This is a genomic window from Aminobacter sp. MET-1, assembly GCF_026521175.1.
Lineage (GTDB): Bacteria > Pseudomonadota > Alphaproteobacteria > Rhizobiales > Rhizobiaceae > Aminobacter.
This window is the reverse complement of the sequence record NZ_JAMSHL010000004.1, coordinates 211,864-235,047: the sequence shown is the minus strand read 5'-3', so window position 1 is coordinate 235,047 and position 23,184 is coordinate 211,864. Positions and strand designations below refer to the sequence as shown.

Annotated in this window: 25 protein-coding genes; 11 read left to right on the top strand and 14 right to left on the bottom strand. The window is 65.1% G+C overall.

The genetic code is table 11. The features are described 5' to 3' along the window. Window positions 1–56 precede the first annotated feature (56 nt). Together NDO48_RS08005 and NDO48_RS08000 are read left to right on the top strand one after the other, a co-directional pair. Window positions 57–1,298, top strand: coding sequence for an MFS transporter (locus NDO48_RS08005; RefSeq protein WP_018430269.1), 1,242 nt, complete (start codon window positions 57–59; stop codon window positions 1,296–1,298). Between the two features lie 142 nt (window positions 1,299–1,440). Beyond that, window positions 1,441–1,896, top strand: coding sequence for an SgcJ/EcaC family oxidoreductase (locus tag NDO48_RS08000; protein ID WP_018430270.1), 456 nt, complete (start codon window positions 1,441–1,443; stop codon window positions 1,894–1,896). A 38-nt stretch (window positions 1,897–1,934) separates the two neighbouring features. Here the strand turns inward: NDO48_RS08000 and NDO48_RS07995 are convergent, their stop codons facing one another. The 6 genes from NDO48_RS07995 to hemC all read right to left on the bottom strand — a co-directional run bounded on the left by NDO48_RS07995 (window position 1,935) and on the right by hemC (window position 7,895). Beyond that, on the bottom strand, window positions 1,935–2,651 hold the full coding sequence (locus NDO48_RS07995; RefSeq protein ID WP_026227653.1) for a glutamine amidotransferase: 717 nt from the start codon (window positions 2,649–2,651) through the stop codon (window positions 1,935–1,937). A gap of 7 nt (window positions 2,652–2,658) precedes the next feature. Then, window positions 2,659–3,132 (bottom strand): TerB family tellurite resistance protein, encoded by a 474-nt coding sequence (locus NDO48_RS07990; protein WP_018430272.1) that lies wholly within the window; start codon window positions 3,130–3,132, stop codon window positions 2,659–2,661. A gap of 44 nt (window positions 3,133–3,176) precedes the next feature. Next, a complete protein-coding gene (locus tag NDO48_RS07985) occupies window positions 3,177–4,760 on the bottom strand; it encodes a heme biosynthesis protein HemY (protein WP_018430273.1) in 1,584 nt (527 codons plus the stop codon). A gap of 10 nt (window positions 4,761–4,770) precedes the next feature. Beyond that, window positions 4,771–6,138, bottom strand: a complete 1,368-nt coding sequence (locus NDO48_RS07980; RefSeq protein ID WP_018430274.1) for a COG4223 family protein — start codon at window positions 6,136–6,138, stop codon at window positions 4,771–4,773. Between the two features lie 110 nt (window positions 6,139–6,248). After that, complete coding sequence (locus tag NDO48_RS07975) at window positions 6,249–6,965, bottom strand: uroporphyrinogen-III synthase (protein ID WP_018430275.1); 717 nt, start codon at window positions 6,963–6,965, stop codon at window positions 6,249–6,251. Further along, a complete protein-coding gene (gene hemC / locus NDO48_RS07970) occupies window positions 6,966–7,895 on the bottom strand; it encodes a hydroxymethylbilane synthase (protein ID WP_026227654.1) in 930 nt (309 codons plus the stop codon). 98 nt (window positions 7,896–7,993) lie between these two features. On the opposite strand from hemC, the gene tsaD reads away from it, so the two are divergent. From tsaD to NDO48_RS07945, 5 genes are all read left to right on the top strand, one after another. Then, window positions 7,994–9,079, top strand: a complete 1,086-nt coding sequence (tsaD, locus tag NDO48_RS07965) for a tRNA (adenosine(37)-N6)-threonylcarbamoyltransferase complex transferase subunit TsaD (protein ID WP_198292914.1) — start codon at window positions 7,994–7,996, stop codon at window positions 9,077–9,079. Further along, complete coding sequence (locus NDO48_RS07960) at window positions 9,076–10,059, top strand: NAD(P)H-dependent glycerol-3-phosphate dehydrogenase (RefSeq protein ID WP_267321267.1); 984 nt, start codon at window positions 9,076–9,078, stop codon at window positions 10,057–10,059. Before tsaD ends, NDO48_RS07960 begins: the two co-directional genes overlap by 4 nt. A 23-nt stretch (window positions 10,060–10,082) precedes the next feature. Further along, window positions 10,083–10,379 carry a YciI-like protein gene (locus tag NDO48_RS07955; RefSeq protein ID WP_018430279.1) on the top strand — a complete coding sequence of 99 codons (297 nt, stop codon included), beginning with the start codon at window positions 10,083–10,085 and terminating at the stop codon, window positions 10,377–10,379. A 21-nt stretch (window positions 10,380–10,400) separates the two neighbouring features. Beyond that, window positions 10,401–10,835, top strand: a complete 435-nt coding sequence (locus tag NDO48_RS07950; RefSeq protein WP_018430280.1) for an EVE domain-containing protein — start codon at window positions 10,401–10,403, stop codon at window positions 10,833–10,835. Window positions 10,836–10,903: 68 nt separating this feature from the next. Further along, window positions 10,904–11,503: a class I SAM-dependent methyltransferase gene (locus NDO48_RS07945; RefSeq protein WP_267321332.1), complete on the top strand. Its 600-nt coding sequence runs from the start codon at window positions 10,904–10,906 to the stop codon at window positions 11,501–11,503. 121 nt (window positions 11,504–11,624) lie between these two features. Here NDO48_RS07945 and gcvA read toward each other — a convergent pair whose 3' ends face one another. Beyond that, entirely contained in the window at window positions 11,625–12,542 is a 918-nt protein-coding gene (gene gcvA, locus NDO48_RS07940) for a transcriptional regulator GcvA (RefSeq protein ID WP_018430282.1), read from the bottom strand. Window positions 12,543–12,675: 133 nt separating this feature from the next. Here gcvA and NDO48_RS07935 point away from each other — a divergent pair, with 133 nt between their 5' ends. Beyond that, entirely contained in the window at window positions 12,676–12,924 is a 249-nt protein-coding gene (locus tag NDO48_RS07935; protein ID WP_040457101.1) for a hypothetical protein, read from the top strand. Window positions 12,925–13,029: 105 nt separating this feature from the next. On the opposite strand, the gene NDO48_RS07930 is transcribed toward NDO48_RS07935, so the two are convergent. Continuing rightward, window positions 13,030–13,533 (bottom strand): L,D-transpeptidase family protein, encoded by a 504-nt coding sequence (locus tag NDO48_RS07930; RefSeq protein ID WP_026227657.1) that lies wholly within the window; start codon window positions 13,531–13,533, stop codon window positions 13,030–13,032. A gap of 171 nt (window positions 13,534–13,704) precedes the next feature. On the opposite strand from NDO48_RS07930, the gene NDO48_RS07925 reads away from it, so the two are divergent. Both NDO48_RS07925 and NDO48_RS07920 read left to right on the top strand, forming a co-directional pair. Continuing rightward, a complete protein-coding gene (locus tag NDO48_RS07925) occupies window positions 13,705–14,388 on the top strand; it encodes a response regulator transcription factor (RefSeq protein ID WP_018430285.1) in 684 nt (227 codons plus the stop codon). A 76-nt stretch (window positions 14,389–14,464) separates the two neighbouring features. Further along, the gene (locus NDO48_RS07920; protein WP_018430286.1) at window positions 14,465–14,920 is read left to right on the top strand and encodes a Crp/Fnr family transcriptional regulator; all 456 of its coding nucleotides are present in this window, start codon (window positions 14,465–14,467) and stop codon (window positions 14,918–14,920) included. Between the two features lie 127 nt (window positions 14,921–15,047). Here the strand turns inward: NDO48_RS07920 and xth are convergent, their stop codons facing one another. The 3 genes from xth to NDO48_RS07905 form a co-directional block, all read right to left on the bottom strand. Then, window positions 15,048–15,854, bottom strand: coding sequence for an exodeoxyribonuclease III (gene xth, locus NDO48_RS07915; protein ID WP_018430287.1), 807 nt, complete (start codon window positions 15,852–15,854; stop codon window positions 15,048–15,050). 178 nt (window positions 15,855–16,032) lie between these two features. Beyond that, window positions 16,033–16,692: an outer membrane lipoprotein carrier protein LolA gene (locus NDO48_RS07910; protein ID WP_018430288.1), complete on the bottom strand. Its 660-nt coding sequence runs from the start codon at window positions 16,690–16,692 to the stop codon at window positions 16,033–16,035. A 118-nt stretch (window positions 16,693–16,810) separates the two neighbouring features. Then, complete coding sequence (locus NDO48_RS07905) at window positions 16,811–19,450, bottom strand: FtsK/SpoIIIE family DNA translocase (RefSeq protein WP_018430289.1); 2,640 nt, start codon at window positions 19,448–19,450, stop codon at window positions 16,811–16,813. Between the two features lie 276 nt (window positions 19,451–19,726). On the opposite strand from NDO48_RS07905, the gene NDO48_RS07900 reads away from it, so the two are divergent. Then, window positions 19,727–20,146 carry a hypothetical protein gene (locus NDO48_RS07900; RefSeq protein WP_267321266.1) on the top strand — a complete coding sequence of 140 codons (420 nt, stop codon included), beginning with the start codon at window positions 19,727–19,729 and terminating at the stop codon, window positions 20,144–20,146. Window positions 20,147–20,270: 124 nt separating this feature from the next. On the opposite strand, the gene NDO48_RS07895 is transcribed toward NDO48_RS07900, so the two are convergent. From NDO48_RS07895 to NDO48_RS07885, 3 genes are all read right to left on the bottom strand, one after another. Beyond that, window positions 20,271–21,653 carry an ammonium transporter gene (locus NDO48_RS07895; RefSeq protein WP_026227659.1) on the bottom strand — a complete coding sequence of 461 codons (1,383 nt, stop codon included), beginning with the start codon at window positions 21,651–21,653 and terminating at the stop codon, window positions 20,271–20,273. Between the two features lie 29 nt (window positions 21,654–21,682). Next, on the bottom strand, window positions 21,683–22,021 hold the full coding sequence (locus NDO48_RS07890; protein WP_018430292.1) for a P-II family nitrogen regulator: 339 nt from the start codon (window positions 22,019–22,021) through the stop codon (window positions 21,683–21,685). 222 nt (window positions 22,022–22,243) lie between these two features. Then, window positions 22,244–23,116: an acyl-CoA thioesterase gene (locus NDO48_RS07885; protein WP_018430293.1), complete on the bottom strand. Its 873-nt coding sequence runs from the start codon at window positions 23,114–23,116 to the stop codon at window positions 22,244–22,246. Window positions 23,117–23,184 lie beyond the last annotated feature (68 nt).

Here is a 23,184-nt window from a genome sequence, read left to right as displayed (position 1 = left end):
CTGCGCTATGGCACCGACGCCGGTCGATCGCCGGCGTCGCAACAGCTTCCGGATCGATGACCTCCCAACCTGCCCAAGCGCCGCAGGAGCGCTTCGCCGCCTTCCGCCACAGCGCCTTCTCGCGCTTCTGGATCGCGCGCTTCCTTGCCACCTTCTCGACCCAGATTGTCTCCGTCGGCGTTGGCTGGCAGATCTACGATCTGACGCGCAATCCGTTCGACCTCGGCATGGTCGGCGTCATCCAGTTTGCTCCGGCGCTACTGCTGGTGCTTGTCACCGGCGTTGTCGCCGACCGTTTCGGCCGCCGCCTGGTCATGGGCCTCGCCGCACTTGTCGAGGCAGGCTGCGCTGCGGCCCTGCTCATGCTCGCGCTGCACGGTCTCGCCAGCCCTGCTCCTATATTCCTGGTGCTTGCCATGTTCGGCATCGCCCGCGCCTTCTTCGGCCCTGCATCGGCATCGCTGGTGGCCAATCTCGTGCCAGCAGAGGTCTTTGCCAACGCAGTCGCCTGGAATTCGTCGGCCTGGCAGACCGCCACCATCGTCGGCCCGGTTGCCGGCGGCCTGCTCTACGGCATCTCGGCCGAGGCTGCCTATGGCACCGCGACCGTGGTCATGCTGGCCTCGACCATCCTGATCTTCTCGATCCCCAAGCCCGCTCAGCGCAGCGAAAGCGCCAAACCGACTGTCGAAACGCTGTTTGCCGGCTTCCGCTACATCTGGGGCGAAAAGATCGTGCTCGGCGCCATCTCGCTCGACCTGTTCGCCGTGCTTCTGTCGGGCGCGGTCGCCCTGCTGCCGGTCTATGCCCGCGACATCCTTGATCTCGGCCCCTGGGGCCTTGGCCTGCTGCGCGCCGCGCCGGCCGTCGGCGCCATTGTCGTTGCCGTCTGGCTGGCCGGCCATCCGATCCGCGACCATGCCGGCATGGTCATGCTGTTCTTCGTCGCCCTGTTTGGCATCTGCACCGCCGTCTTCGGCATTTCGACCATCCCTTGGGTGTCCATCACGGCCCTTGCGCTGCTCGGCGCCACCGACATGGTCAGCGTCTACATCAGGGAAACGCTGATCCAGCTGTGGACGCCCGACCGTGTCCGTGGCCGCGTCAATGCCGTCAACGGTGTCTTCGTCGGCGCTTCCAACGAGCTCGGCGAGTTCCGCGCCGGCACCATGGCCGCCCTGATCGGCACGGTGCCCGCGGTGGTTATCGGCGGCGTCGGCGCTGTCGCGGTCGCCGGCATCTGGTGCTGGGCCTTCCCGCAACTGCGCAAGGTCAGGCGGCTCGACGGCCGCGTCTGAGTTTTCCGGCATCCGACAGTAAGCCGGCGTTGCAATTGGCGCCGGCATTCATACATTCACCTACAGAAGCGGGGCCTGCACTGCCTTCGCCCCGCACGATTGTTGCGCCCGGAAGCGCGTCAATCGCCTGTTGGGGGATGACATGATAAGGATCGACGACACCGATCTCGCTGAGATCAGCAAGCTGATTGCGCTGGTCGAGCGCGCCCAGAACGAACGCTCCGCCGACGATTTCCTGGCGCTGTTCCGGTCCGATGCGGTCTGGGTCACCGCCTTCGGCCGGCGCTTCTCCAGCAAGGACGAGATCGCCGCCTTTACCCGCAAGGTGCTCACCCCTGATCTCGGCGACCAGTATGCCCGCTACGATATCGCCAACATCACCATGCTCAGCCCCAACGTGGCGGCCGTGAACGTGCGCCAGCGCCCGGTGCACAAGGACGGCACGCCGATCGAAGGCGACCTCGAAGGAGCGCCGCTTTATGTGCTGGTCAAGGAGAACGGACGCTGGATGATCGGCGCCGGCCAGAACACCAAGGTCCAGACATCAGCCATCGACACGCAACAGACGGAAATCGAAACGCGCGACGGCAAGAAGTAACTCGCGGAGAGCGCGTACGCGTGCGGCAGGGAAAAGAATCAGCGGCGCGCCTTGGCCGGCCGGCTGAAAACGACCTGCAGGAATTCGTCCAGCCAACGCTTGAGATGCATGTCCCAGATCAGCCGTCCGCCAAGATGGTCGCGGCCCGGCTGAGCCCCCGGCAGCACGAAGCGCTCCGCGCCGCGCACCACCCAGCGCTGCATCATCACCCGCGTCAACTCGGCGTGGAACTGGATGCCCCAGGCGTTGTCGCCATAACGAAACGCCTGGTTTGGATAGCTGTCCGAGGACGCCAGCAGCACGGCATCGCCCGGCAATGAAAAGCCCTCGCGATGGAACTGGTAGACCATCTCGGGCCAATGCATCAGCTTGCGACCCTCTTCGGTCGCCTTGATCGGATACCAGCCGATCTCCACCAGCCCATCGCCATGACCCTCGACCTTGCCGCCGAGATGGTTGACCAGCATCTGCGCGCCGAGACAAATGCCGAGAAACGGCCGGTTCTCCCTGAGCGGCACTGCCAGCCATTCGGTCTCGCGGCGCACGAACTCGTCATGGTCGTTGGCGCTCATCGGCCCGCCGAAGACAACAGCACCAGCATGTCGATCGAGTGTTTCGGGAAGCGGATCACCCAGCGGAGGCCGGCGGATATCGAGGTCGAAGCCGTTTTCGATCAGCACATGGCCGACGCGGCCTGCGCTCGAATGCTCCTGGTGCAGAACCACCAGTATCCTGGGCCGCGCTGTCCCCGGCATGACGGGCCTAGTCGTCGCTGGCGGCCGGATGAGCCGCCTTGCCCGCCACCCTGCGCTTGGCCTCGATGCGGTCGCGGCTTTCGACGCCGATCAGTTCCGCTACCCGCCAGATGGTGTTGTCCTCCATCTCGCGCACGTCGCCGTCGGCATAGACCAGTTCCCACATCATGCCGATGAAGTCCTTGCGCGCCTGTTCGTCGAGATTGCGCTTCAGCACGCTGGTGAAGGCATAGAGGTCGATAGCCTCGTTGTCGGCCTGCTCGCCGGCCTTCACCAGGCGCTCGAGTTCGGCCCCCGAAAGACCGTAGGCCTGCGCCAGCAACTGCTTCAGCCGCTCCCACTCGATGTCCTGGCGCTCGCCGTCGGCATCCATGACATGGTAGAGCAGTGCCGCCGCGGCAACACGCACATCGTCTTCTCGGGTGTGTCTGGCGCCTGCGGATGGCAGGTCCTTGAGGAAGGAGATCATGCGTTCGAACATCGGCAAATCCTGTTTGTTGCCGTGGATTTAGGCAGCGACGGCCGTCAAAACAACCGGAAGCGGCCCTTGTCGCGCGCCTCATCGGGGTCGACGCCGGGATCGTCGGGCAGGCGGATAGGCTCGGAGAGATCTTCTGCGTCGCCCTCGCCTGCCTTCTCAGCCTTGAGGTCCGCCGCACCGTCATCGGCGGCGTCGGCCTTGGCCACTTGCGGCGGCGTCGGTGTGCTCTCCGTTTCGGGCTCCACCTCGACAATGTCGTCGCCCGCCGGCTGGGCTGCCGGGATGCTGGGGATCGACACCCGCTCGGCCGGCTCCTCGTCCTGCTCGATCAGGTGGCCAAGCCGCTCTTCCGGCGCCTTCCACTCGAAAGCGTCGAGGCGTCCGGTCACAGGCGAGAACGGCGCCCAGCGTTCGGACACGACGCCATCGGCAACCCAGGCCGGATCGCGCGGCGCACGCACCGCCTTGCCAAGCCACTGCCGCACCTTGCCCTGGTTGCCGGTCTCCGCCTCCTCGATGTCGGCGAGCAATAGATAGGCGCCTTCACGCGGCTGCATCCGTGCGGCGGCTTCAGCCTCGGAACGCGCCAGCTTGTAGTCCTGCGCTTCCAGCGCCGCGCGCGCCACGGCGAGCGACGATTCCGGATGGTTCTGCCGCAGCGACTGCAATTTTTTGGCCCGAGCCAACCGGTCGAGCACCGCATCTCCCGCCCGACCGTGAACATAAAGATCAGCGATCTCGGGCAGAGGTTCGGCCTTCCACGCGGCCTCAAGCACCTTCGAGCCCTTGCGCACGTCGTTCTGGCGGTACAGCGCCTTGGCCGCCACCATCGCCGCCGGTCCGAATTCGGGCCGCAGCCTGTTGGCTTCCAGTGCCGCCGTGCGCGTCGCATTGGCATCGCTGTCGCCCAGCGACATAGCCTTGGCGGTCAACAGCACCGCGCGCTTGTTGTTGGCGATGTGGCGCTCGACCTGCCGCGACGACTTCTGCGCCTCGATCAGCGCCAGCGCGCCGTCCCAATCGCCGCGTTCGGCCTTTTCCTCGAGCGTCGCATCCGCTGCCCAGGCCAGCTGCGGTGCGTGGCCTGCCGCGCGTCCGGCATAATGGCGGGCTGCGGCACGGTCGCCCAGCCGCTCTGCCTCGAGATAAAGGCCGCGCAGGCCGAGCAGACGCATCTCGGGGTCGTCGAGCATAGCCTCGAATTTCTGCCGTGCCGCGTCATGGTCGCCTTCAAGCAGCGACGCCTGCGCCTCGAGCAGATGGATCAGCGGCTCCTGGTCGGAGCGGATCAGCTTGGCTGCTTCCTTGTTCTTCTTGCGGGCAAGTGCCGCGTCACCGGCGCCGGCGGCGATCATGCCGGTCGACAGCGCCTGGTAGCCGCGGTCACGCCGGCGGGCGCGAAAATGCCGGGCGATCGCATAGGGGCTGTTCCAGATCGACTTGGTCAGCCACCACAGCAGCATCACCGCAGCCACGATCGCAGTTACGGTCACCGCCGCCACCATCAGGCTGACCTGGTACTGATAGCCGCTGAAGGTCACCACCATTTCGCCTGGACGGTCGGCGAGCCAGGCAAAGCCCAGCCCGAGCAGGAAGACGACGGCAAGATAGAACAGGATGCGGATCATCTGGTGCGCCTCACGCCTTCATCGCGCCGGCGACGAGCTGGTCGACAAGCGCCTCCACCTCCAGCCGCGCCTGGAGCTTGGCGGCGAATTCAGCGCCCCCTGCCTTGGCCGGCTCCGGCAAGGTCTCGTATTCGGCGAGCGCCTTGGCGAGATCGCCCTGGCTCACGGCGAACTCCATGCGTGCCACCGTTTCCGGCACGCCTGGCCCTTCCACGGCGCCGATCGGCCGAACCTTGACCAACGATTCGGCGCTCGACACCAGTCGCTCGACGATGCCGGCATCGGGGTTGACGGGCTTGGCCGCCGCGATCATCGCATTGGCCGCAGCGTCCGTCTCGGCGACGATGTCGGCACGCGTCGCAACGCCCTTTTCGGCATGGGCGCGCAGCGTCGCAAGCTCCGGCGCCTCGGGCGAAATCGCCGCAAAGGTCTCAAGTTCCGCCTTGAACGCGCCGCCCCTGTCGACAGCCGACTTGAGCGCCGAAGCCGCGATCGCCAGCGCGATCTTCGGCTGCGACGCCTGCGCATCGACTTTTGACGTCAGCTGCGACACCGATTGCTCCAGCGAGGCGATCTTGCCGTCATCGGCGGTTGCCGTCTCGCCGGCGGCTTTCAATGCCGTATCGAGCGCGCCGACCTTGTCGTTCAGCGCCGCGATCTCGCCTGCGGCGCCACCACCCTGCCCAAGCGACGTCACCGCCGCCTCGACATCCTTGATGCGCTGGTCGAGACCGGCAAGCGCTTCGGGTGCTCCAGCCTTGCTGCCGGCGGACTTGAGTGCCTCGACCTCCGATTTCATCTGGGCGATCTCGCTCGACAGGCCCTCCATCCGCCCCGCGTCGTCGCCGCCATTGCGCGCCGCGGCGAGGTCGGCGATCTGCGATCTCAGCGATGCGATTTCGGCCTGCGTTTGCCCGTTGTCGTCGGCGCCCGACGACGGCGCGCCCAGAATACCGGCATATTGCAGCCCGCCGGCAATCACCAATGCGGCAAGACCTCCGGCCAGGCCGGGCAGCAGGCCCGATGTCGGCTGGCGCGCCGGCGCGTTTTTCGGCGCGGAGCTCGATGCCCTGGAACCGTTGCCGGCAGCGCTCGATGGGGCGGAAGCCTTGGCCTCGGCTTTCGGCTCATTCGCCGGCTTAGTGTTTTCGAAACTGTAGTCGTAGACAGGGGCGGCCTCGGCTTTCGCCTCAGATGCAGCGGCCTCAGTCGGGGCTTCGGTCACGGCCTCGTCGCCAACAGTGGCGGCAACGTTTTCTGCGCCGCTGTCAGCAGAAGCATTGGCCTCTTCGACGCGCGAGACGGCGCCCGGCTCGAGCTCGATTGTCACCGGCTCGCGGTGCGATTTCGAATGGCGCGTCTTCGGCGTCTTGACCATGCTTGGGGCTCCGCGATTTTCGTTGGCACAGTCCCGCGACCATTGCGGGGTCGAAGATAAAAATCAGTAACATCCACCGGCCTTCGAAAAAAGGCCAGCATAAGGCACAGTCAATCGGGATCGCCGAGAAGTGCCAGCAGCGCGTCTTCGTTGGGATCGAGCGCCACTTCGATGTTGAGCCCCTCGCCCATGGCCGCAGCGATCCGCCCCGACAGGCACAGGCAGCGCGCCCGGCGCATCAGCATGTCGGCCTCGACATGGGCCGCAAGCAATTCGCCATAGGCTGCCGCTGCCCGCGCCGAATAGACGAGCACTGCATCGACCGGCTGCCCGCCCAGCCTGTGGCGGACAAGCCCCGGGTCGGGCGTCAGCGCCACGGTGTCATAGGTTTCGATCGATATCACCCGCACGCCACCCACTTCGAGGCGACGTTCGAATTCCGGCATCCGCACCCGGCCGCAGAGATAGGCCAGCGTCGCCTTGCCGAGCTGGCGTGCCACCTGGTCGGCAAGCGCTGCCGCATCACCTGGGCCTTCCCTGACCGAGGTGAAGCCGGCCTGGCGGGCGCTGTCAGCGGTCTTGGCGCCCACCGCATGGCAGGTCAGGTGGCTGAGACGCTCGACCAGGCCGCTGGGCGCATGGCGCAGCGCGTTGGAACTGGTAACGGCAACCGCAGTTGCATTGATCGGAACGATATCACGCGCCACAGGCACGGGACGCGTTTCGGAAAGCGGCAGAAGCACCGGCTCGAAGCCGAGCGTTTCGAGGCGCCGCGCGGTACGGGTGGCGCCGGGATCCGGCCTCGTCACCAGTACGCGGCGTGCCATCTAGCTCCACCCCTCGAAGAACTGCTCTCCGGCGCGTGCCCTGACCTCTTCGCCGGCTTTGCGGCCGATCTCAGCACCGTCGGCAGCGCGCCCTTCGGCTTTCGCTTCATGCCATTGCGTGCCGTCGGGCGTCAGGATCAGCCCGGAGAAGGACAGCCTGTCGCCCTCGATCTCGGCGTAGCCGGCAATCGGCGTGCGGCAGGAACCGTCGAGTGCGGCGAGGAACGCCCGCTCGCAGGCCAGCGCCTGCCCTGTCGGCTTGTGGTCGATCGCATCGAGCATGTCGCGCACGCGTGCGTCGCCAATGCGGCTTTCGATGCAGATCGCGCCCTGCCCCGGCGCCGGCGGAAACTGGTCCACCGGCATCAGGTCGGTGATGATGTCGGCCAGCCCGAGCCGGCGCAGGCCGGCATGGGCAAGGATCGTACCCTCGGCAACGCCCTCGTCCAGCTTCCTCAGCCGGGTCTGCACGTTGCCGCGGAACATCACCACCTCAAGGTCCGGCCGCATGCGGCGGATCAGTGCCTGGCGCCTCAGCGACGACGAGCCGACGACAGCACCATCGGGCAGGTCCATGATCTTCTTTGCTGCGCGGCCGATGAAGGCATCGCGCACATCCTCGCGCGGCAGGAAAGCCGAAAGCTCGAGCCCGTCGGGCAGCTGCGTCGGCATGTCCTTGGACGAATGCACGGCAAAATCGACCTCACCGGCATAGATCGCCTCTTCCAGTTCCTTGGTGAACAGCCCCTTCCCGCCGGCCAGCGACAGCGGGCGGTCCTGGATGCGGTCGCCGCTGGTCGAAATCGCCACGATCTCGAACGCCTCTTCCGGCAAGCCATGCGCCGCCATCAGCCGCGCACGCGTCTCCTGCGCCTGCGCAAGGGCAAGCGGACTGCCGCGGGTTCCGATTTTCAAGGCTCTGGTTTGCATGACGCCCGGTCCGTGATAACCCCGCGCTGGCGGGGCGGTTCCGTACCTCCTATCTAGGAAATTACCACCGGGCAATCATGCAGGGTAGCGACCAATTGATCCGTGTTCTTGGCATCGAGACAAGCTGCGACGAAACCGCGGCCAGCGTCGTTGCGCTCGAACCGGGCAAGGCGCCGGTGATCCTGTCGAGCACGGTGCTCAGCCAGATCGAGGAACACGCGGCATTCGGCGGCGTCGTGCCCGAGATCGCGGCCCGCGCCCATGTCGAGGCGCTCGACGGCATCGTCGAGGCAGCACTCGAGGATTCCGGCGTTTCGCTTGCTGACATCGACGCTGTCGCCGCCACTGCCGGCCCCGGCCTCGTCGGCGGCCTGATCGTCGGTCTGATGACCGCCAAGGCCGTGGCTGCCGCAGCCGGCAAGCCGCTGATCGCCATCAACCATCTCGAAGGCCATGCGCTGACGGCGCGGCTGACCGACGGGCTCGAATTTCCCTATCTTTTGCTTCTCGTTTCCGGCGGCCACACCCAGATCGTGCTGGTGCGCGGCGTCGGCGACTACCAGCGCTGGGCCACCACCATCGACGATGCGCTCGGCGAGGCTTTCGACAAGACCGCCAAGATGCTGGCCCTGCCCTATCCCGGCGGCCCCAATGTCGAGATGGCGGCAGCCTCGGGCGACGCCAGCCGCTTTGTCTTTCCGCGCCCGATGAAGGGCTCGGCCCAGCCCGATTTCTCCTTCTCGGGGCTGAAGACGGCTGTGCGCCAGGCAGCGACATCTGTCGCGCCGCTCAGCGACCAGGACGTCGCCGACATCTGTGCCTCCTTCCAGGCCGCCGTAACCGACACGCTCGGCGACCGCGTCAAGCGCGCGTTGGCCCGCTTCCGTGACGAATTCCCCGGCGTTGCTGCCCCGGCACTCGTGGTTGCCGGTGGCGTCGCCGCCAACAAGCAGATCCGTACCCGGCTTGAAACACTCTGCGCCAAGAACGGCTTTGCCTTCATCGCACCGCCCATGGCGCTGTGCACCGACAACGCCGCAATGATCGCCTGGGCTGGCATCGAGCGGCTGCGCGCCGATCTTGTCGAGCAAGACGCATTCGATTTCGTGCCGCGCTCGCGCTGGCCGCTGGACAGCGTGTCGGCCCCTGTCGTCGGCTCCGGCAGACGAGGAGCCAAGGCATGAGCACATACAAGGTCACGGTTCTTGGCGGCGGCGCCTGGGGTACGGCCCTGGCACTCGCCATGCTGCGCGCCGGCCATGCCGTCTCGCTATGGGCCCGCGATGCCGACAGCGTTGCGGCCATAGCCAAGGGCCAGAACCCGCGCTACCTGCCCAACATCAGCTTCGAAACAGGCATAGTCGCCACCACCGACCTGGCAACCGCCCTCGCCGGTGCCGACTGTGTTCTGGTCGTCACCCCGGCACAGGCCCTGCGCAGCGTGCTGTCGGAGGCCAAGCCGCATGTCGCCGTTCATGTCCCGCTTGTGTTGTGCGCCAAGGGCATCGAACGCGACACGGGCCGACTTCTGTCAGACATTGCCGCCGAGACCCTGCCGCAGAACCCGGTAGCCGCCCTTTCCGGCCCGAGCTTCGCCACCGACGTCTCGCGCGGCCTGCCCACGGCAGTCGTCGTCGCAGCTGAGGACGAGGCCCGCGCCTCGGCGCTCGCCCTGCGCTTTTCCGCCGCCAACCTGCGGTGCTATTCTTCCGACGACCTCATCGGCGTCGAGATCGGTGGCGCATTGAAGAACGTCTTTGCCATTGCCGCGGGCGCCGTGACAGGTGCCGGCCTCGGCGCCTCGGCGCAGGCAGCGCTCGTCACCCGTGGCTTCGTCGAACTGCGCCGCATCGGTGCTGCCTTCGGCGCCCGGCCCGAAACGCTGATGGGCCTGTCCGGCCTCGGCGACCTGATGCTGACCTGCTCGTCGGTGCAGTCGCGCAACTTCGCCTATGGCGTGGCGCTCGGCAAAGGCGAGGAGCTTTCCGGCCGTCCGCTCGCCGAGGGCGTCGCTACCGCCTACATCGCCGCCCGCATCGCCCGCGAGCGAGGCCTTGACGCGCCGATCATCGAGGCCGTCGCTGCCCTGCTCGACAATGCCATCACCATCAACGAGGCCGTCGCCGGGCTGATGACCCGCCCGCTGCGTGCCGAAGCCGACTGAAATTCAGCCATAGAGGGACAACGATGCTTTTCGCACTGATCTGCAAGGACAAGCCTGGTCATCTCCAGGTCCGCCTCGACGCGCGCCCTGATCATGTCGCCTTTCTCAACGACCTCAACGCCAAGGGCACGCTGAAGTTCGCTGGCCCCTTCCTCGACGCAGACGGCAAGCCGGACGGCAGCCTGGTGGTCATCGAGGCGGCTGACGCAGCGGCGGCCAAGGCGATCGCCGACACCGATCCTTACGCCAAGGCCGGCCTGTTCGACAGTGTCGACATCCGCCCATGGAACTGGGTGTTCAACAACCCGGCCAGCGCCTGATCGGCACATCGAGGGGACGACATGAGCGAGAAGAAATACTGGCTGTTCAAATCCGAGCCGTTCAAATTCTCCTTCGAGATGCTGAAGGCCAAGGGTAAAGACGGCACCCAGTGGGACGGCGTGCGCAACTACCTCGCCCGCAACAACATGCGCGCCATGCAGATCGGCGACCTCGGCTTTTTCTACCATTCCAATGAAGGCCTGGAGGTCGTTGGCATCGCCGAGGTCTGCGCGCTCGCCCATCACGACACCACAACAGAAGACCCGCGCTGGGAATGCGTCGACATCCGCTACCACAGCGAAATCCCGAAGCCGGTCACCTTAGCCGACGTCAAGGCCAACCCGGCCCTGGAAAAGATGGCGCTGGTCACCTCGATGCGCCTGTCCGTCCAGCCGGTCACGCCTGACGAATGGCGGGAAGTCTGCCGCATGGCCGGGCTCGCCAAGGCACCGTGACCGCTGCTCTCTCTGCCCGTCTGACGCCCGAAAGCGCGGAAAGCTTCATCTTTGCCAACACGGCGCTGATGCAGCCGCCTCATGTGCCCGAGATTTCGCTGCGCCTCGCCGACGAGGCGCATGACCTCTGGCACCGCACCGAGGAAGAGCTGTCCGAAATCGGCTTGCCGCCGCCCTTCTGGGCCTTCGCCTGGGCCGGCGGCCAGGGGTTGGCGCGTTATGTGCTCGATCACCCTGAAACGACGGCCGGCAAACGCGTCCTCGACTTCGCCTCGGGCTCAGGCCTTGTTGCCATATCGGCGATGAAGGCGGGTGCGGCCTCCGTCATCGGCGCCGACATAGATCCGTTCTGCGAAGCGGCCATCCGCCTCAACGCCAAGGCCAACAACGTTGTGGTCGGTTTCGAAGGCTCCGACCTCGTCGGCCATGACGACGGCTGGGACGTCGTGCTCGCCGGTGACGTCTTCTACGAAAAACCGTTCGCCGACCGCCTCGTGCCATGGTTCGAAGCGCTGCGGGCCCGCGGCGCCGAGGTCCTCGTCGGCGACCCCGGCCGCGCCTACCTTCCCAAGGACCGGCTGCAGAAGCTCGCGACCTACGAGGTGTCGGTCACCCGCGCCCTCGAAGACGCCGAAGTCAAGCGCACCACCGTCTGGCGCTTCGCCTGACGCTGCCTCCGTCATCTCGGGCCGGTGAAGCGAAACTTGGAAGGATGAGCGGCAAGGACGAAGCTGCTGATCTCCCCCTTGTGGGGGGCGAAGGAACGCGAGAGCCCAAGGATCTGCTTCTTCAAGCCTGCGTCTTCTCCGCCTCGTCCAGGATCCAGGCCCTGAACGCCGCGATGCGCGGATCGTCTGCCGTTGCCTTGGGATAGACCAGGAAATAGGCGAACTCACGCGACACCCGGATGCCGAGGTCAAAGGGCCGCACCAGCCGCCCCTCCGACAGGTCGTTGGCGACCATGGCAAAATCGGCCAGCGCCACGGCACTGCCGTCGATCGCCGCCTGCACCGCATCCGACGAGGTGGTGAACACGACCGAGCGGCTGTCGTCGAAGTCGTCGACACCGGCCGCCGCCATCCACATGCGCCAGTTCGGCCAGGTCACGCCCTGCTGTGACCATTCGATATGCACCAGCGTGTGGTGGAACAGGTCGCGCGGCACACGCAGCGGCGGCCCCGAGCGCAGCAGCCTGGGGCTGCACACCGGAATGATCATGTTGTCGAACAGCCGGTCGGCACCCAGCCCCGGATATTTGCCCGTGCCGAAGCGAATGCCGACATCGACGTCGTCGAGGTCGAAGTCGCGCACGTCGTAGCTGATGTCGAAGCGCAGTTCGATATCGGGATGCAGCTTGCGGAAGCCGTCGATGCGCCGCATCAGCCATTTCGAAGCGAACTGCGCATCGAGCGTCACCTTCAGCAACGCCGTGCCGCGCGTCAGCTTTCGCGCCCTCGACACGGCCCGATTGAGCACGTCAATGGCATCTGCCGCTGCGTCGCAGAGTGCAGCACCCGCCTCCGTCAGCCTGATGCTACGGCTTGTGCGGGTGAACAGCACCACGCCGAGCTGGTCCTCTATTTCCTTGATCTGATGGCTGACGGCCGCCGGCGTCAGCCCCAGCTCGTCGGCGGCGCGCGTGAAATTGAGGTGCCGGCCGGCAGCCTCAAGTGTCCTCAGCGCACGTGTCCCAGGCATCGAACGCATCGCAGGATCTTCAAACCAAACTTGATGATCGAGAAAGAACTACTCGTTTCTCTTTTGTCTTTCCGCGCTCCATCATGGGACCAGTTGAAACAATGTCAAACCGGATTTGATATCCGGACGAACGGAAATGACCATGACGACCGATATCCTGAAAGCCACCTATGCCCAGCCGGCACGACTGCATCAGGTTTTCGATTGGTTTCGCCAAATGAAGGCAGCCCTCAACGTGCCCGCGCAGGATGCGGCCGAGCTGTCCGAGCACTACCTCCGCGACACCGGCATTGCCCGGAAAGACATTGCCAAGGCGGTCGACGCCGAACTCGGCCATCTTGGCCTGCTCGACATTGGCTGGCAGCAGCCGCGCCGCCCCACGCGCCGCTGAGCCGACCTTACTCCGCATCTCCCACTGCTACATTGGAAGCAGTACCTAAGGCCCGACGATCCCCTGGGATCTTCGGGCCGCTTTTTTTGGCACTCCGGGTCTGCTCTAGCGAACCACCTTCAGCACTGTCCGGCTGGACAGGAGCGGCAACAGCCGCGCCATGACCTTGTCGGTCACCGCCACGCAGCCTTGTGTCGGCGTGAAGCCGGGCCGCGCCAGATGAAAGAAAATGGCGCTGCCGCGCCCGCGCCGGCGTGGCCTGATGTTCCAGTCGAGCACGATGCAGGCGTCATAAAGGCGGTCATCGCGCTTCATCCGCTCATGGCTGGCGCCATAGGGTATCTTCACCGGCCTGTTGTAGTTGCGGTCATCGGGCACCTCGCACCAGCCGAGGTCCGCATCGATCGGGCTCATCGCCAATCGCGTGCCGCGTCCACGAAAATGGTCGTTGCGGAAGTAACCCGAAAGCAAACGCATCGTCCCCAGCGGCGTGCCGCCATCGCCTTCGCGCTTGTTTGAGGTGATGCCGCCGCGCCCGAGCGCGCAGGGAAACACCTGGTTGCCCGCCTGCAAGAGCCCCTTGGTCGCACAACCGGGCTTGGCCCGCACAATTATCGTGGAAATGCCTTGTCGCAAAATCTCGCCCGCCCCAATTGCGCCTTCGAATTTTCTTGTATGATCGCAGGCGGAACAAATCACCCCGTCGACGGTTGTGGCGATCAGCTTCCGCATCCATAGTCTACGGTCAACAGAATACTGATTTTAAACACGGATTGATCCATGACCTCACGCACCATCCTCATCGTCGACGATGACGACGATCTGCGCAGCACGCTGGTCGAGCAGCTGGCGCTCTACGAGGAGTTCGAAGTCCTTGAGGAGGCGAGCGCCGCCAAGGGCGTCGCCACGGCGCGCGGCGGCCTGATCGATCTGCTCATCATGGATGTCGGCCTGCCCGACATGGATGGGCGCGAGGCGGTAAAGATCCTGCGCAAGGGCGGCTACAAGGCCCCCATCATCATGCTCACCGGCCACGACACTGATTCGGACACGATCCTCGGCCTCGAGGCGGGTGCCAACGACTATGTCACCAAGCCGTTCCGCTTCGCCGTCCTGCTCGCCCGCATCCGCGCCCAGCTGCGCCAGCACGAGCAGAGCGAAGACGCCACCTTCTCCGTCGGCCCCTATACGTTCAAGCCGAGCCAGAAGCTGCTCATCGACGCGCGCGGCGGCAAGGTCCGGTTGACCGAGAAAGAGGCCTCGATCATCAAATATCTCTACCGCGCCGACCAGAAAGTGGTCACCCGCGACGTCCTTCTCGAAGAGGTCTGGGGCTACAATTCGGGCGTCACCACCCATACGCTCGAAACACATGTCTACAGGCTTCGCCAGAAGATCGAGCGCGATCCTTCCAATGCGGAAATTCTTGTGACAGAAAGCGGCGGATACAAGCTGGTTCCCTGATCGGCTTTTTTACCGGCGCAGCGGGGCCGCCGGCAAACGATTGGGAGGGGAGCCGGTCTGAGAAGTCGGGGACATAATGGCGCTGGATGATGACATCCGCATCCTGTCCGGCGTGAGGCTGTTCGAGGGCTTCACCCAAGAACAGCTGCGTTTGCTGGCCTTCGGCGCGGAGAACATCCATCTCCCCGCCGAACGCAAGCTCTATCGCGAGGACGACGAGGCCGATTCGGCCTATGTCGTCATCTCGGGACGCATCGCGCTCTACCGCGAGATCGAAGGCGTGCGCGCCGACATGGGCTCGGCCGGCGCCGGCGCCATGCTTGGTGAACTGGCCCTCATCGCCGACACCCGCCGCCTTACCAGTGCCGCCGCCGAGGTCGATTCGGAAATCATCCGCCTGAACCGCAAGATGTTCCACCGCATCCTCGAGGAATACCCCGAGGTCGCCGCCAGCCTGCACCAGCATATCCTCGAAGACCTCCAGGACATGATCGCGCGCATCGAGAGCATGGCGCCCAGGTTCGGCAAGTAGCGCCCGGCCGCACCGCGTTCAGGTCTGGAATGTCTTGGCGTGACGCGGAGATTGCTCGCTGTCTTGCCATCGCAATGGCTGTGCGCACGGGATAGTCAGCCAGTCGGAGTAGCCTCACCTGAATCCGTCAGTCCAGGTCGAACCGCGCGATCACGGGCACATGATCCGACGGCCGTTCCCAGCCGCGCGCCTCGCGCAGGATTTCGATGCCGGCGAGGCTTGGCGCGAGGTTGGGCGAAGACCAGACATGGTCGAGGCGGCGGCCGCGGTTGGAGATTTCCCAGTCCTTGGCGCGATAGCTCCACCACGTGTAAATCTTCTCATCGTCCGGCACGTTGAGGCGCATCAGGTCGACCCACTCGCCGGCCTTGCGCATCGCTTCGAAGTTTTCGGTCTCCACAGGCGTGTGGCTGACGACGTTGAGCAACTGCTTGTGCGACCACACGTCATGTTCCAGCGGCGCGATGTTGAGGTCGCCGACCAGCACCGAGGCCGAGCCATCGTCATGCGCTGCGCGGATGGCGTTCATCTCGGCGACGAAGTCGAGTTTGTGGCGGAACTTCGGATTGATTTCAGTGTCGGGCTCGTCGCCGCCGGCAGGCACGTAGAAATTATGCAACGTCACCTTCTTGCCGCCGGCGTCGAACCGCACCGACAGGTGGCGGCTGTCGTCGATCTCGCAGAAGCGGCGCTTCTCCACGATCTCCAGCGGCCGCCGCGCCACCGTCGCCACGCCGTGATAGCCCTTCTGGCCGTGGAAGGCGATGTGCTCGTAGCCAAGCTTGCGGAATCCCGCCGACGGAAACTGGTCGTCGGGACATTTGGTCTCCTGCAGGCACAGGACATCGGGTGCTCGCTCAAGCAGCAGGCGCTCGACCAGCGGCATGCGCAGGCGCACGGAGTTGATATTCCAGGTGGCGATGGAGAAGGGCATGGCAGGTTCCGGCTGACTTCGGCGCGGAACCTGACAGCGCCAGATGGCCGTGACAAGTCGCGATGGCAAAAGCGGCACCATCGGCGCCGCTGTCCACAACTAAGGCGCGCAGGTTCGAGGCAAGAGCCCGACAACGCACCCAGCCGCATCAGATGACCGGCTGGACGGAGCCGGCTTCTCAGTCGTTGCTCTTGCGGGCGTTGAGCTCGCGGTTGAGCTTGTAGTCGATCTTGAACGTGTCGGCCGGGAAGGAGCCGCCCACCTTGACGTTGAACACCATGACGGTGGTGTCCTTGCCTTGAGTATCGGTGATCGTCCACTGGCGCAGGTCGTAGGACTTGGGATCGAACATCATGGTGATGGTCGAATTGCCGAACACCTGCTTGTCGGAAAGCTTGATGGTCGTCAGGTCGTCCTCCTCGGTGACGCTCTTCACCTTGTTGCCGCTGAGATCGATGCGGTCGTCGAGCAGAAGCTTCAGCGGCGTCTTCGACAGCGGATAGAGGTCGGAGGTGCGCATCTTCGAGTTCAGGATGACGACGGACTGGCCGTCCGAGATCACCTTGAAGTTCGACGGCGCCTCGTAGTTGAAGCGGATCTTGCCGGGGCGTTCGAGGAAGAACTTGCCGCCGGTCTGCTCGCCGCGCGGGCCGAACTGGACGAACTCGCCAGACATCGAGCGCACGCTGGAGAAATGGTCGGCGATGCGCTGCGCAGCGTCGGTTGCCTGTGCCTGGGCCGGGGCCTGAAGCGCGATCAGCGGGGTTGCGGTCAGCGCGATCGCAGCCGCCAGGCCAAGCAGGCGCCGGCGGGTCGGGGTGCGAATGTCATCGTTCATGCCGGTAACTCTCTCATTCCAGTTGGACGGTTCTATCGGCACTTAGTAGGGCTGAAGTTTGACATGGTTCATCGAGCGCCCACCGAACGCGAAAACGTGATCGCCGGTTCCGAGGATTCTACATCTTGTCGTCTTCGGTCGGAACAAGGATCTCGCGCTTGCCGGCGTGATTGGCCGCGCCCACGATGCCTTCCTTCTCCATCCGCTCGATGATCGAGGCGGCACGGTTATAGCCGATGCCGAGCCGGCGCTGGATGTAGCTGGTCGACGCCTTGCCGTCGCGCAGCACGACCGCCACCGCCTGATCGTAGGGATCGTCCGAATCCTCGAAATTGCCGCCACCGCCACCACCCTTGCCCGAGGGCTGGTCGTCGTCGCCTTCGCCGTCGTCCTCGGTGATGGCGTCGAGATATTCCGGGACGCCCTGCAGCTTGAGATGGGCAACCACCTTCTCGACCTCGTCGTCGGCGACGAACGGGCCGTGGACGCGCTGGATGCGACCGCCGCCCGCCATATAGAGCATGTCGCCCATGCCGAGCAGCTGTTCGGCGCCCTGCTCGCCAAGGATGGTGCGGCTGTCGATCTTCGACGTGACCTGGAAGGAGATGCGGGTCGGGAAGTTGGCCTTGATCGTGCCGGTGATGACGTCGACCGACGGACGCTGCGTCGCCATGATGACGTGGATGCCGGCCGCGCGGGCCATCTGGGCAAGGCGCTGGACAGCGCCTTCGATGTCCTTGCCGGCAACCATCATCAGATCGGCCATCTCGTCGATGATGACGACGATGTAGGGCATCGGCTCGAGGTTGAGATCCTCGGTCTCGTAGATCGCCTCGCCGGTCTGGCGGTCGAAGCCGGTCTGCACCGTGCGCGAGATCTTCTCGCCCTTCTTGTCGGCCGCGGCCACTCGCGCATTGAAGCCGTCGATGTTGCGGACGCCGACCTTGGACATCTTGCGGTAGCGGTCTTCCATCTCCCGCACCGTCCACTTCAGCGCCACCACCGCCTTCTTCGGGTCGGTGACGACGGGCGTCAAAAGATGCGGGATGCCGTCATAGACCGACAGTTCCAGCATCTTCGGGTCGATCATGATGAGGCGGCATTCCTGTGGCGTCATGCGGTAGAGCAAGGACAGGATCATGGTGTTGATCGCCACCGACTTGCCCGAACCGGTGGTGCCGGCCACCAGCACGTGCGGCATTTTGGCGATGTCGACGATGACAGCCTCGCCATTGATGGTCTTGCCGAGCGCAAGCGCCAGCTTTGCCTTGGTCGTCTCGAAATCGCGGCTGGCCATGATCTCGCGCAGGTAAACCGTCTCGCGCTTGGCGTTGGGCAGTTCGATGCCGATGGCGTTGCGGCCGGGAACGACGGCGACGCGGGCCGCGATCGCGCTCATCGAACGGGCAATGTCGTCGGCAAGGCCGATGACGCGCGACGACTTGATGCCAGGGGCCGGCTCCAGCTCATAGAGCGTGACCACGGGTCCCGGGCGGACATGGATGATCTCGCCCTTTACGCCGAAATCCTCCAGCACGCCCTCGAGCAGACGCGCATTCTGCTCCAGCGCATCCTTGGACAGGCTCGGATCGCGCGCCACGTTCTTGGGCTCGGCCAGGAAGTGCAGCGACGGCATCTCGAACGTGTCGGAGCCGATCAGCGACGTCTGTGCCTCGCGCTGCACGCGGGCGCCGGGAGCGGGCCGCGGCGCGGGTGCTGCCACGCGCGCCGAAGCCGGTCCCGCCGAGGCAGGCGTGCGGAAATTCTGCACCTGCGCGCCACCCTGCGGCATGTCGAAATCGTCGTCGTCGCCGAACACATCCTGATCGTCGGGGTCGATCGAGGCGCCGCGTTCCTGCACCATCTGGGCAAAGAATTCGGGCTCGACGCGGGCGCGGCCGGCGGGCGTGACCCGCGCTTCGGCGCGCTCGGCCTTCTCGACGCGCTCGGCAGCCTGCCGCCAGGCGCTTTCGCGCTTGACCGGCGGCATGTCGAAGCCATCCTCCTCGCGCCGCCTGGCGGCACGGCGACGCATCCAGGCCTTGGCGGACAGCCACCAATGGGTGATGGCGCCGAGCGCCAGCACGCCTTCGCTGTCGTCGTCATCCTCATCGTCGAAGCTGGCGAAATCCTGCTCCCGCATGTCGGGCTTGGGCTTGGCGTGTACGGCGGCAAAGCCGTTCTCGCGGTTGAGCAGACCAGCACCATAGGCAAACAGCCACAGCGCGGGCGCAATCAGCAGCACGCCGATGACGGTCGCCACCAGTCCGGTGGGGTAGCCGCCGATGAACAGGCCAGGGATGTTCAGCACCATGTCGCCGAACACGCCGCCGAGACCGGTCGGCAGCGGCCAGGTGGGCGGCGCGCCGACGCAGCCGGCGATGGCCGCAGCCAGCAGCGCCGAGCCGAACCAGGCAAGGCCACGCTTCGGCATGCGGTCGACACCGCGGGCAGTGGCGAAAAGCACACCCCAGATGACGGCCGGAACGAGTGCCGCCACCGCTGCCAGCCCGAAGAACTGCATGGCGAGGTCGGCGAACACCGCGCCGGAATAGCCCATGGCGTTGGTGACGGGATTGTCGGTGGCATGGCTGAAGCTCGGATCGGCCACGTTCCATGTGCCAAGCGCGGCCAGGCCGAAGGCAACGAAGGCGAACAGGCCAAGCCCCGCGGCGCGGCCGGCCTGGCGTCGTGCGAATGCCTGGATGCCGTGCCCCGTTTCGGTCAGCGCGAGCGGTGAGGAAACCCCAGAACGCATGCTTGTCCCCGTCCATAGATGCCATGACCCACGCGCGGACGCATCGCGGGCAGATTCGGAATCCAGACTATCGAGGGGAAGGTTAAGGCCGCATTAAGGTTAAGCCATCGTTCATGACGATGCGCATCACGGCCCGCTGAAATGGGCCGAGCCGACCGGCCTTTGGCTGCGAGGTCTCTCCGGGTTTTTGCATGGGCCGCCAATGTCAAGCCTTGCCGCCGCCGGGGTGCGCCATATCTCCCAGAGATCAGCAACAATCCGTGCCAGGAGGCGACGATGAAGCATCAAAGCATCGAGCAACTGCAGGCCTTAGCTGAAATCCAAACTGCCACTCCCTACCTGCCGATGACGCGCAAGGAGCGCCTCGAGCGCTGGGCGGACCTTCTGGAGAGGCAGCCGGAACGCCGTCTGGGCACGCTTTCCGGCACCGAATACGCCCCGCCCGAGGCGCGGCTGACCATGCGCGCCCAGGGGTCGCCCATAACAGTGGCGTTCGAGGATCCTGCCTTCCGTGCCGCCGGACTCAACGACGACAGCTATGGCGAAGCCAGGCGGTTCTTCGACCTGTCCGACCGGCAGCTGCACAATATCGTCTGCTACTGCCATTTCGGCGATGCCGTCAGGGGTGGCAGTGCCGCCCGGCAGGTGCGCGCCGCCATCGGCTGGTGGCCTCGCGTGAAGGCGCTGTTCAGCTGAGCGCCTGATATCCCTGGACAAAAAAGGAGGCCCGGATCGTTCCGGGCCCCAAAAGGCGTGACCGCTTGTGGCGGGCACGACGGGATAGGGAGGATGCGGCGGTTCGTTCAAACCGCCGGAGCCGTTACGAATGGTAGGCCACTTCGCCGTGCGAGGTGAGGTCGAGGCCCTGACGTTCGGCTTCGACAGTCGGACGCAGGCCGACGAGAAGGTCGACCAGCTTGTAGAGCACCAGCGAACCGATGCCGCACCAGATGACGGTCACGCAGACGGCGAGGAACTGCGTCCACACCTGTTCGCCCATCGACAGCGTGCCGTAGCCGACGCCTCCCAGCGCCTTGGCGTTGAAGACGCCGGTGCCGATGGCGCCGACGATGCCGCCAACGCCGTGGATGCCGAACACGTCGAGCGAGTCGTCATAGCCAAGCTTGATCTTCACCACGGCGACGAAGAAGTAGCAGATGGCCGAAGCGATAGCGCCGAGCACGATGGCGCCGACCGGGCCGACGAAGCCGGCGGCCGGGGTGACGGCAACAAGGCCGGCGACCATGCCCGAGGCCGCACCCAACATCGAGGCCTTGCCGCGGGCGAAGGTTTCGATCAGCACCCAGGCGATGATGGCACCGGCGGTCGCGGTGAAGGTGTTGATCATGGCAAGTGCTGCGCCGCCATTGGCCTCGAGGTTGGAGCCGGCGTTGAAGCCGAACCAGCCGACCCACAGGATCGAGGCGCCGACCATGGTCAGCGTCATCGAGTGTGGGGCCATGTTGTCCTTGCCATAGCCGGTGCGCTTGCCGACCAGAAGGGCGCCGACAAGAGCGGCGATGCCTGCATTGATGTGAACGACGGTGCCGCCAGCGAAATCAAGCGCGCCCCAGCCATAGATCAGGCCGTCCGAATCCCAGACCATGTGGGCGATCGGGAAGTAGACGAAGGTCACCCAAAGCGCCACGAACAGCAGCACGGCCGAGAACTTGATGCGTTCGGCGAAAGCGCCGACGATCAGCGCCGGCGTGATGCAGGCGAACGTCATCTGGAAGCAGATGAAGACGAATTCGGGAATGACGATGCCTTTGGTGAAGGTCGCCGCCATGCTTTCAGGCGTCACGCCGGCCAGGAACGCCTTGCCGAAACCGCCCCAGTAAGGGCTGGGCGCGTCGCCGAAGGCCATCGAGTAGCCGTAGAGCGTCCAGATCACGATCACCAGCGCCACGATCATCGTGCACTGCATCAGGACCGACAGCATGTTCTTGGCGCGCACCAGACCGCCATAGAACAAAGCCAGGCCCGGCAGCGCCATGAACAACACCAGAAGCGAAGACGTCATCATCCAGGCGACGTCGCCCTTCTCCATCACGTCGGCCGCTGCCGGCGCGGCGGCAGCGGCATCGGCGGCCGCGGGTGCGGCTTCCTGGGCGAAGGCCACGACCGTTCCCAGGGCGGTCAGGGCGAGCGTGCCGACAAGGGCCGCCCGCGCCGCCGTCTTCAATGAGGTTGGAATTTGCATTGAGGTCTCCATGAGAATTGGTTGGCCGCTCACAGCGCGTCGGTGTCGGTTTCGCCGGTGCGGATGCGCACGGCCTGGTCGATGCCGAAGACGAAGATCTTGCCGTCGCCGATCTGGCCGGTCTTGGCGGCGGCGGTGATCGCCTCGACGGCCTTTTCGACGAGGTCGGTCGAAACGGCGACTTCGATCTTGATCTTGGGAAGGAAGCTCACGGCATATTCGGCACCGCGATAGATCTCGGTATGCCCCTTCTGGCGCCCGTAGCCTTTGACTTCGGTGACCGTCAGGCCCTGGATGCCGACATTGGTGAGCGCTTCACGCACCTCGTCGAGCTTGAACGGCTTGATGATAGCCATCACGATTTTCATCAGGTTTCACCCCTTGCTGGTGCGGGTCCCCCGCGATTGCAGACGTCGCCGACGGACCCGAAAGCCACCGGTGAGTGCAAAAGGTGATTCAAGCTCCGTGCCAGTTTGGGCCGACACTGGCTAACTATATGTATTTAAAGAGGAATAAAGCGAAGGCGCGCGCAGGTCTTCGCACGTGCAGCAATTCACCTGCTCATAGAATGAGCAAAAAGACTAAAATGCCTATTTTGCAGGCTTTGTGCGCAGGCGGATCAGACCTTCCTGCGCCACCGAAGCGATCAGTGTGCCGTCCTGGGCGTAGAGCGCGCCACGGGTGAAGCCACGGGCGCCCGACGTCGACGGACTGTCCTGGGTGTAGAGCAGCCAGCCATCGAGGGAATGCTCGCGATGGAACCACATGGCGTGATCGAGGCTGGCGGCCTGGATGTCGGGATCGAAGATGCCGCGGCCATGCGCGAAGGTCGCGGTGTCGAGCAGCGTCATGTCGGAAAGATAGGCAAGCACGGCCGCGCGCGTCGGCCGGTCGTTCGGCACCGGCCCGGTCAGCCGGATCCACACCTTCTGTAGCGGCGGCAGCTTGTCGCGGCTCGAATAGTGCTCGGCATAAACAGGGCGCAGCTCCAGCGGCCGCTCCTTGGCCCAGAACATGCGGATCATGTCGGGCACGTGAGGCGCTTCCTCGAGCAGCTCGCGCTGCGACTTCAGCGTCTCGGGTGCCGGCACATCGAGTGGCATCGGCATCTGGTATTCGAGGCCGGGTTCGTCGAGCTGGAACGAGGCTTCGAGCGAGAAGATCGCCTTGCCGTGCTGGATCGCAACGACCCGGCGGGTGGTGAAGCTCGAGCCGTCGCGGATGCGATCGACCTCGTAGACGATCGGCACGTTGATGTCGCCCGGACGCATGAAATAGCCGTGCAGCGAGTGCACATGCCGGTCTTCCTCGACGGTACGCTGGGCCGCCACCAGCGACTGGGCGATGGTCTGGCCGCCAAAGACGCGCTGCCATGCAACCTTCGGGCTGCGACCACGATACAGGTTGTGTTCCAGCTGCTCGAGATTGAGAATGCTGAGAAGCTCTTGTATGGCGGCAGGCATGTTTTCCCCTTTCGGGTCGGAAGACGTTCGGTTTCCAGCAGGAAGCCCCCGCCGAGTCAAGGCGGCAG

Excerpts from the sequence above, each read along its gene's own strand:
- NDO48_RS07890 (WP_018430292.1), bottom strand. The coding sequence starts at position 22,021 with ATGAAAATCGTGATGGCTATCATCAAGCCGTTCAAGCTCGACGAGGTG.
- NDO48_RS07985 (WP_018430273.1), bottom strand. The coding sequence starts at position 4,760 with ATGATCCGCATCCTGTTCTATCTTGCCGTCGTCTTCCTGCTCGGGCTG.
- NDO48_RS08000 (WP_018430270.1), top strand. The coding sequence starts at position 1,441 with ATGATAAGGATCGACGACACCGATCTCGCTGAGATCAGCAAGCTGATT.
- NDO48_RS07905 (WP_018430289.1), bottom strand. The coding sequence starts at position 19,450 with ATGCGTTCTGGGGTTTCCTCACCGCTCGCGCTGACCGAAACGGGGCAC.
- NDO48_RS07950 (WP_018430280.1), top strand. The coding sequence starts at position 10,401 with ATGAGCGAGAAGAAATACTGGCTGTTCAAATCCGAGCCGTTCAAATTC.
- NDO48_RS07895 (WP_026227659.1), bottom strand. The coding sequence starts at position 21,653 with ATGCAAATTCCAACCTCATTGAAGACGGCGGCGCGGGCGGCCCTTGTC.
- NDO48_RS07945 (WP_267321332.1), top strand. The coding sequence starts at position 10,904 with ATGCAGCCGCCTCATGTGCCCGAGATTTCGCTGCGCCTCGCCGACGAG.
- NDO48_RS07980 (WP_018430274.1), bottom strand. The coding sequence starts at position 6,138 with ATGGTCAAGACGCCGAAGACGCGCCATTCGAAATCGCACCGCGAGCCG.
- xth (WP_018430287.1), bottom strand. The coding sequence starts at position 15,854 with ATGCCCTTCTCCATCGCCACCTGGAATATCAACTCCGTGCGCCTGCGC.
- NDO48_RS07900 (WP_267321266.1), top strand. The coding sequence starts at position 19,727 with ATGAAGCATCAAAGCATCGAGCAACTGCAGGCCTTAGCTGAAATCCAA.
- NDO48_RS08005 (WP_018430269.1), top strand. The coding sequence starts at position 57 with ATGACCTCCCAACCTGCCCAAGCGCCGCAGGAGCGCTTCGCCGCCTTC.
- NDO48_RS07995 (WP_026227653.1), bottom strand. The coding sequence starts at position 2,651 with ATGCCGGGGACAGCGCGGCCCAGGATACTGGTGGTTCTGCACCAGGAG.
- NDO48_RS07955 (WP_018430279.1), top strand. The coding sequence starts at position 10,083 with ATGCTTTTCGCACTGATCTGCAAGGACAAGCCTGGTCATCTCCAGGTC.
- NDO48_RS07990 (WP_018430272.1), bottom strand. The coding sequence starts at position 3,132 with ATGTTCGAACGCATGATCTCCTTCCTCAAGGACCTGCCATCCGCAGGC.
- NDO48_RS07935 (WP_040457101.1), top strand. The coding sequence starts at position 12,676 with ATGACGACCGATATCCTGAAAGCCACCTATGCCCAGCCGGCACGACTG.
- NDO48_RS07925 (WP_018430285.1), top strand. The coding sequence starts at position 13,705 with ATGACCTCACGCACCATCCTCATCGTCGACGATGACGACGATCTGCGC.
- NDO48_RS07975 (WP_018430275.1), bottom strand. The coding sequence starts at position 6,965 with ATGGCACGCCGCGTACTGGTGACGAGGCCGGATCCCGGCGCCACCCGT.
- NDO48_RS07960 (WP_267321267.1), top strand. The coding sequence starts at position 9,076 with ATGAGCACATACAAGGTCACGGTTCTTGGCGGCGGCGCCTGGGGTACG.
- NDO48_RS07910 (WP_018430288.1), bottom strand. The coding sequence starts at position 16,692 with ATGAACGATGACATTCGCACCCCGACCCGCCGGCGCCTGCTTGGCCTG.
- NDO48_RS07885 (WP_018430293.1), bottom strand. The coding sequence starts at position 23,116 with ATGCCTGCCGCCATACAAGAGCTTCTCAGCATTCTCAATCTCGAGCAG.
- NDO48_RS07920 (WP_018430286.1), top strand. The coding sequence starts at position 14,465 with ATGGCGCTGGATGATGACATCCGCATCCTGTCCGGCGTGAGGCTGTTC.
- hemC (WP_026227654.1), bottom strand. The coding sequence starts at position 7,895 with ATGCAAACCAGAGCCTTGAAAATCGGAACCCGCGGCAGTCCGCTTGCC.
- gcvA (WP_018430282.1), bottom strand. The coding sequence starts at position 12,542 with ATGCGTTCGATGCCTGGGACACGTGCGCTGAGGACACTTGAGGCTGCC.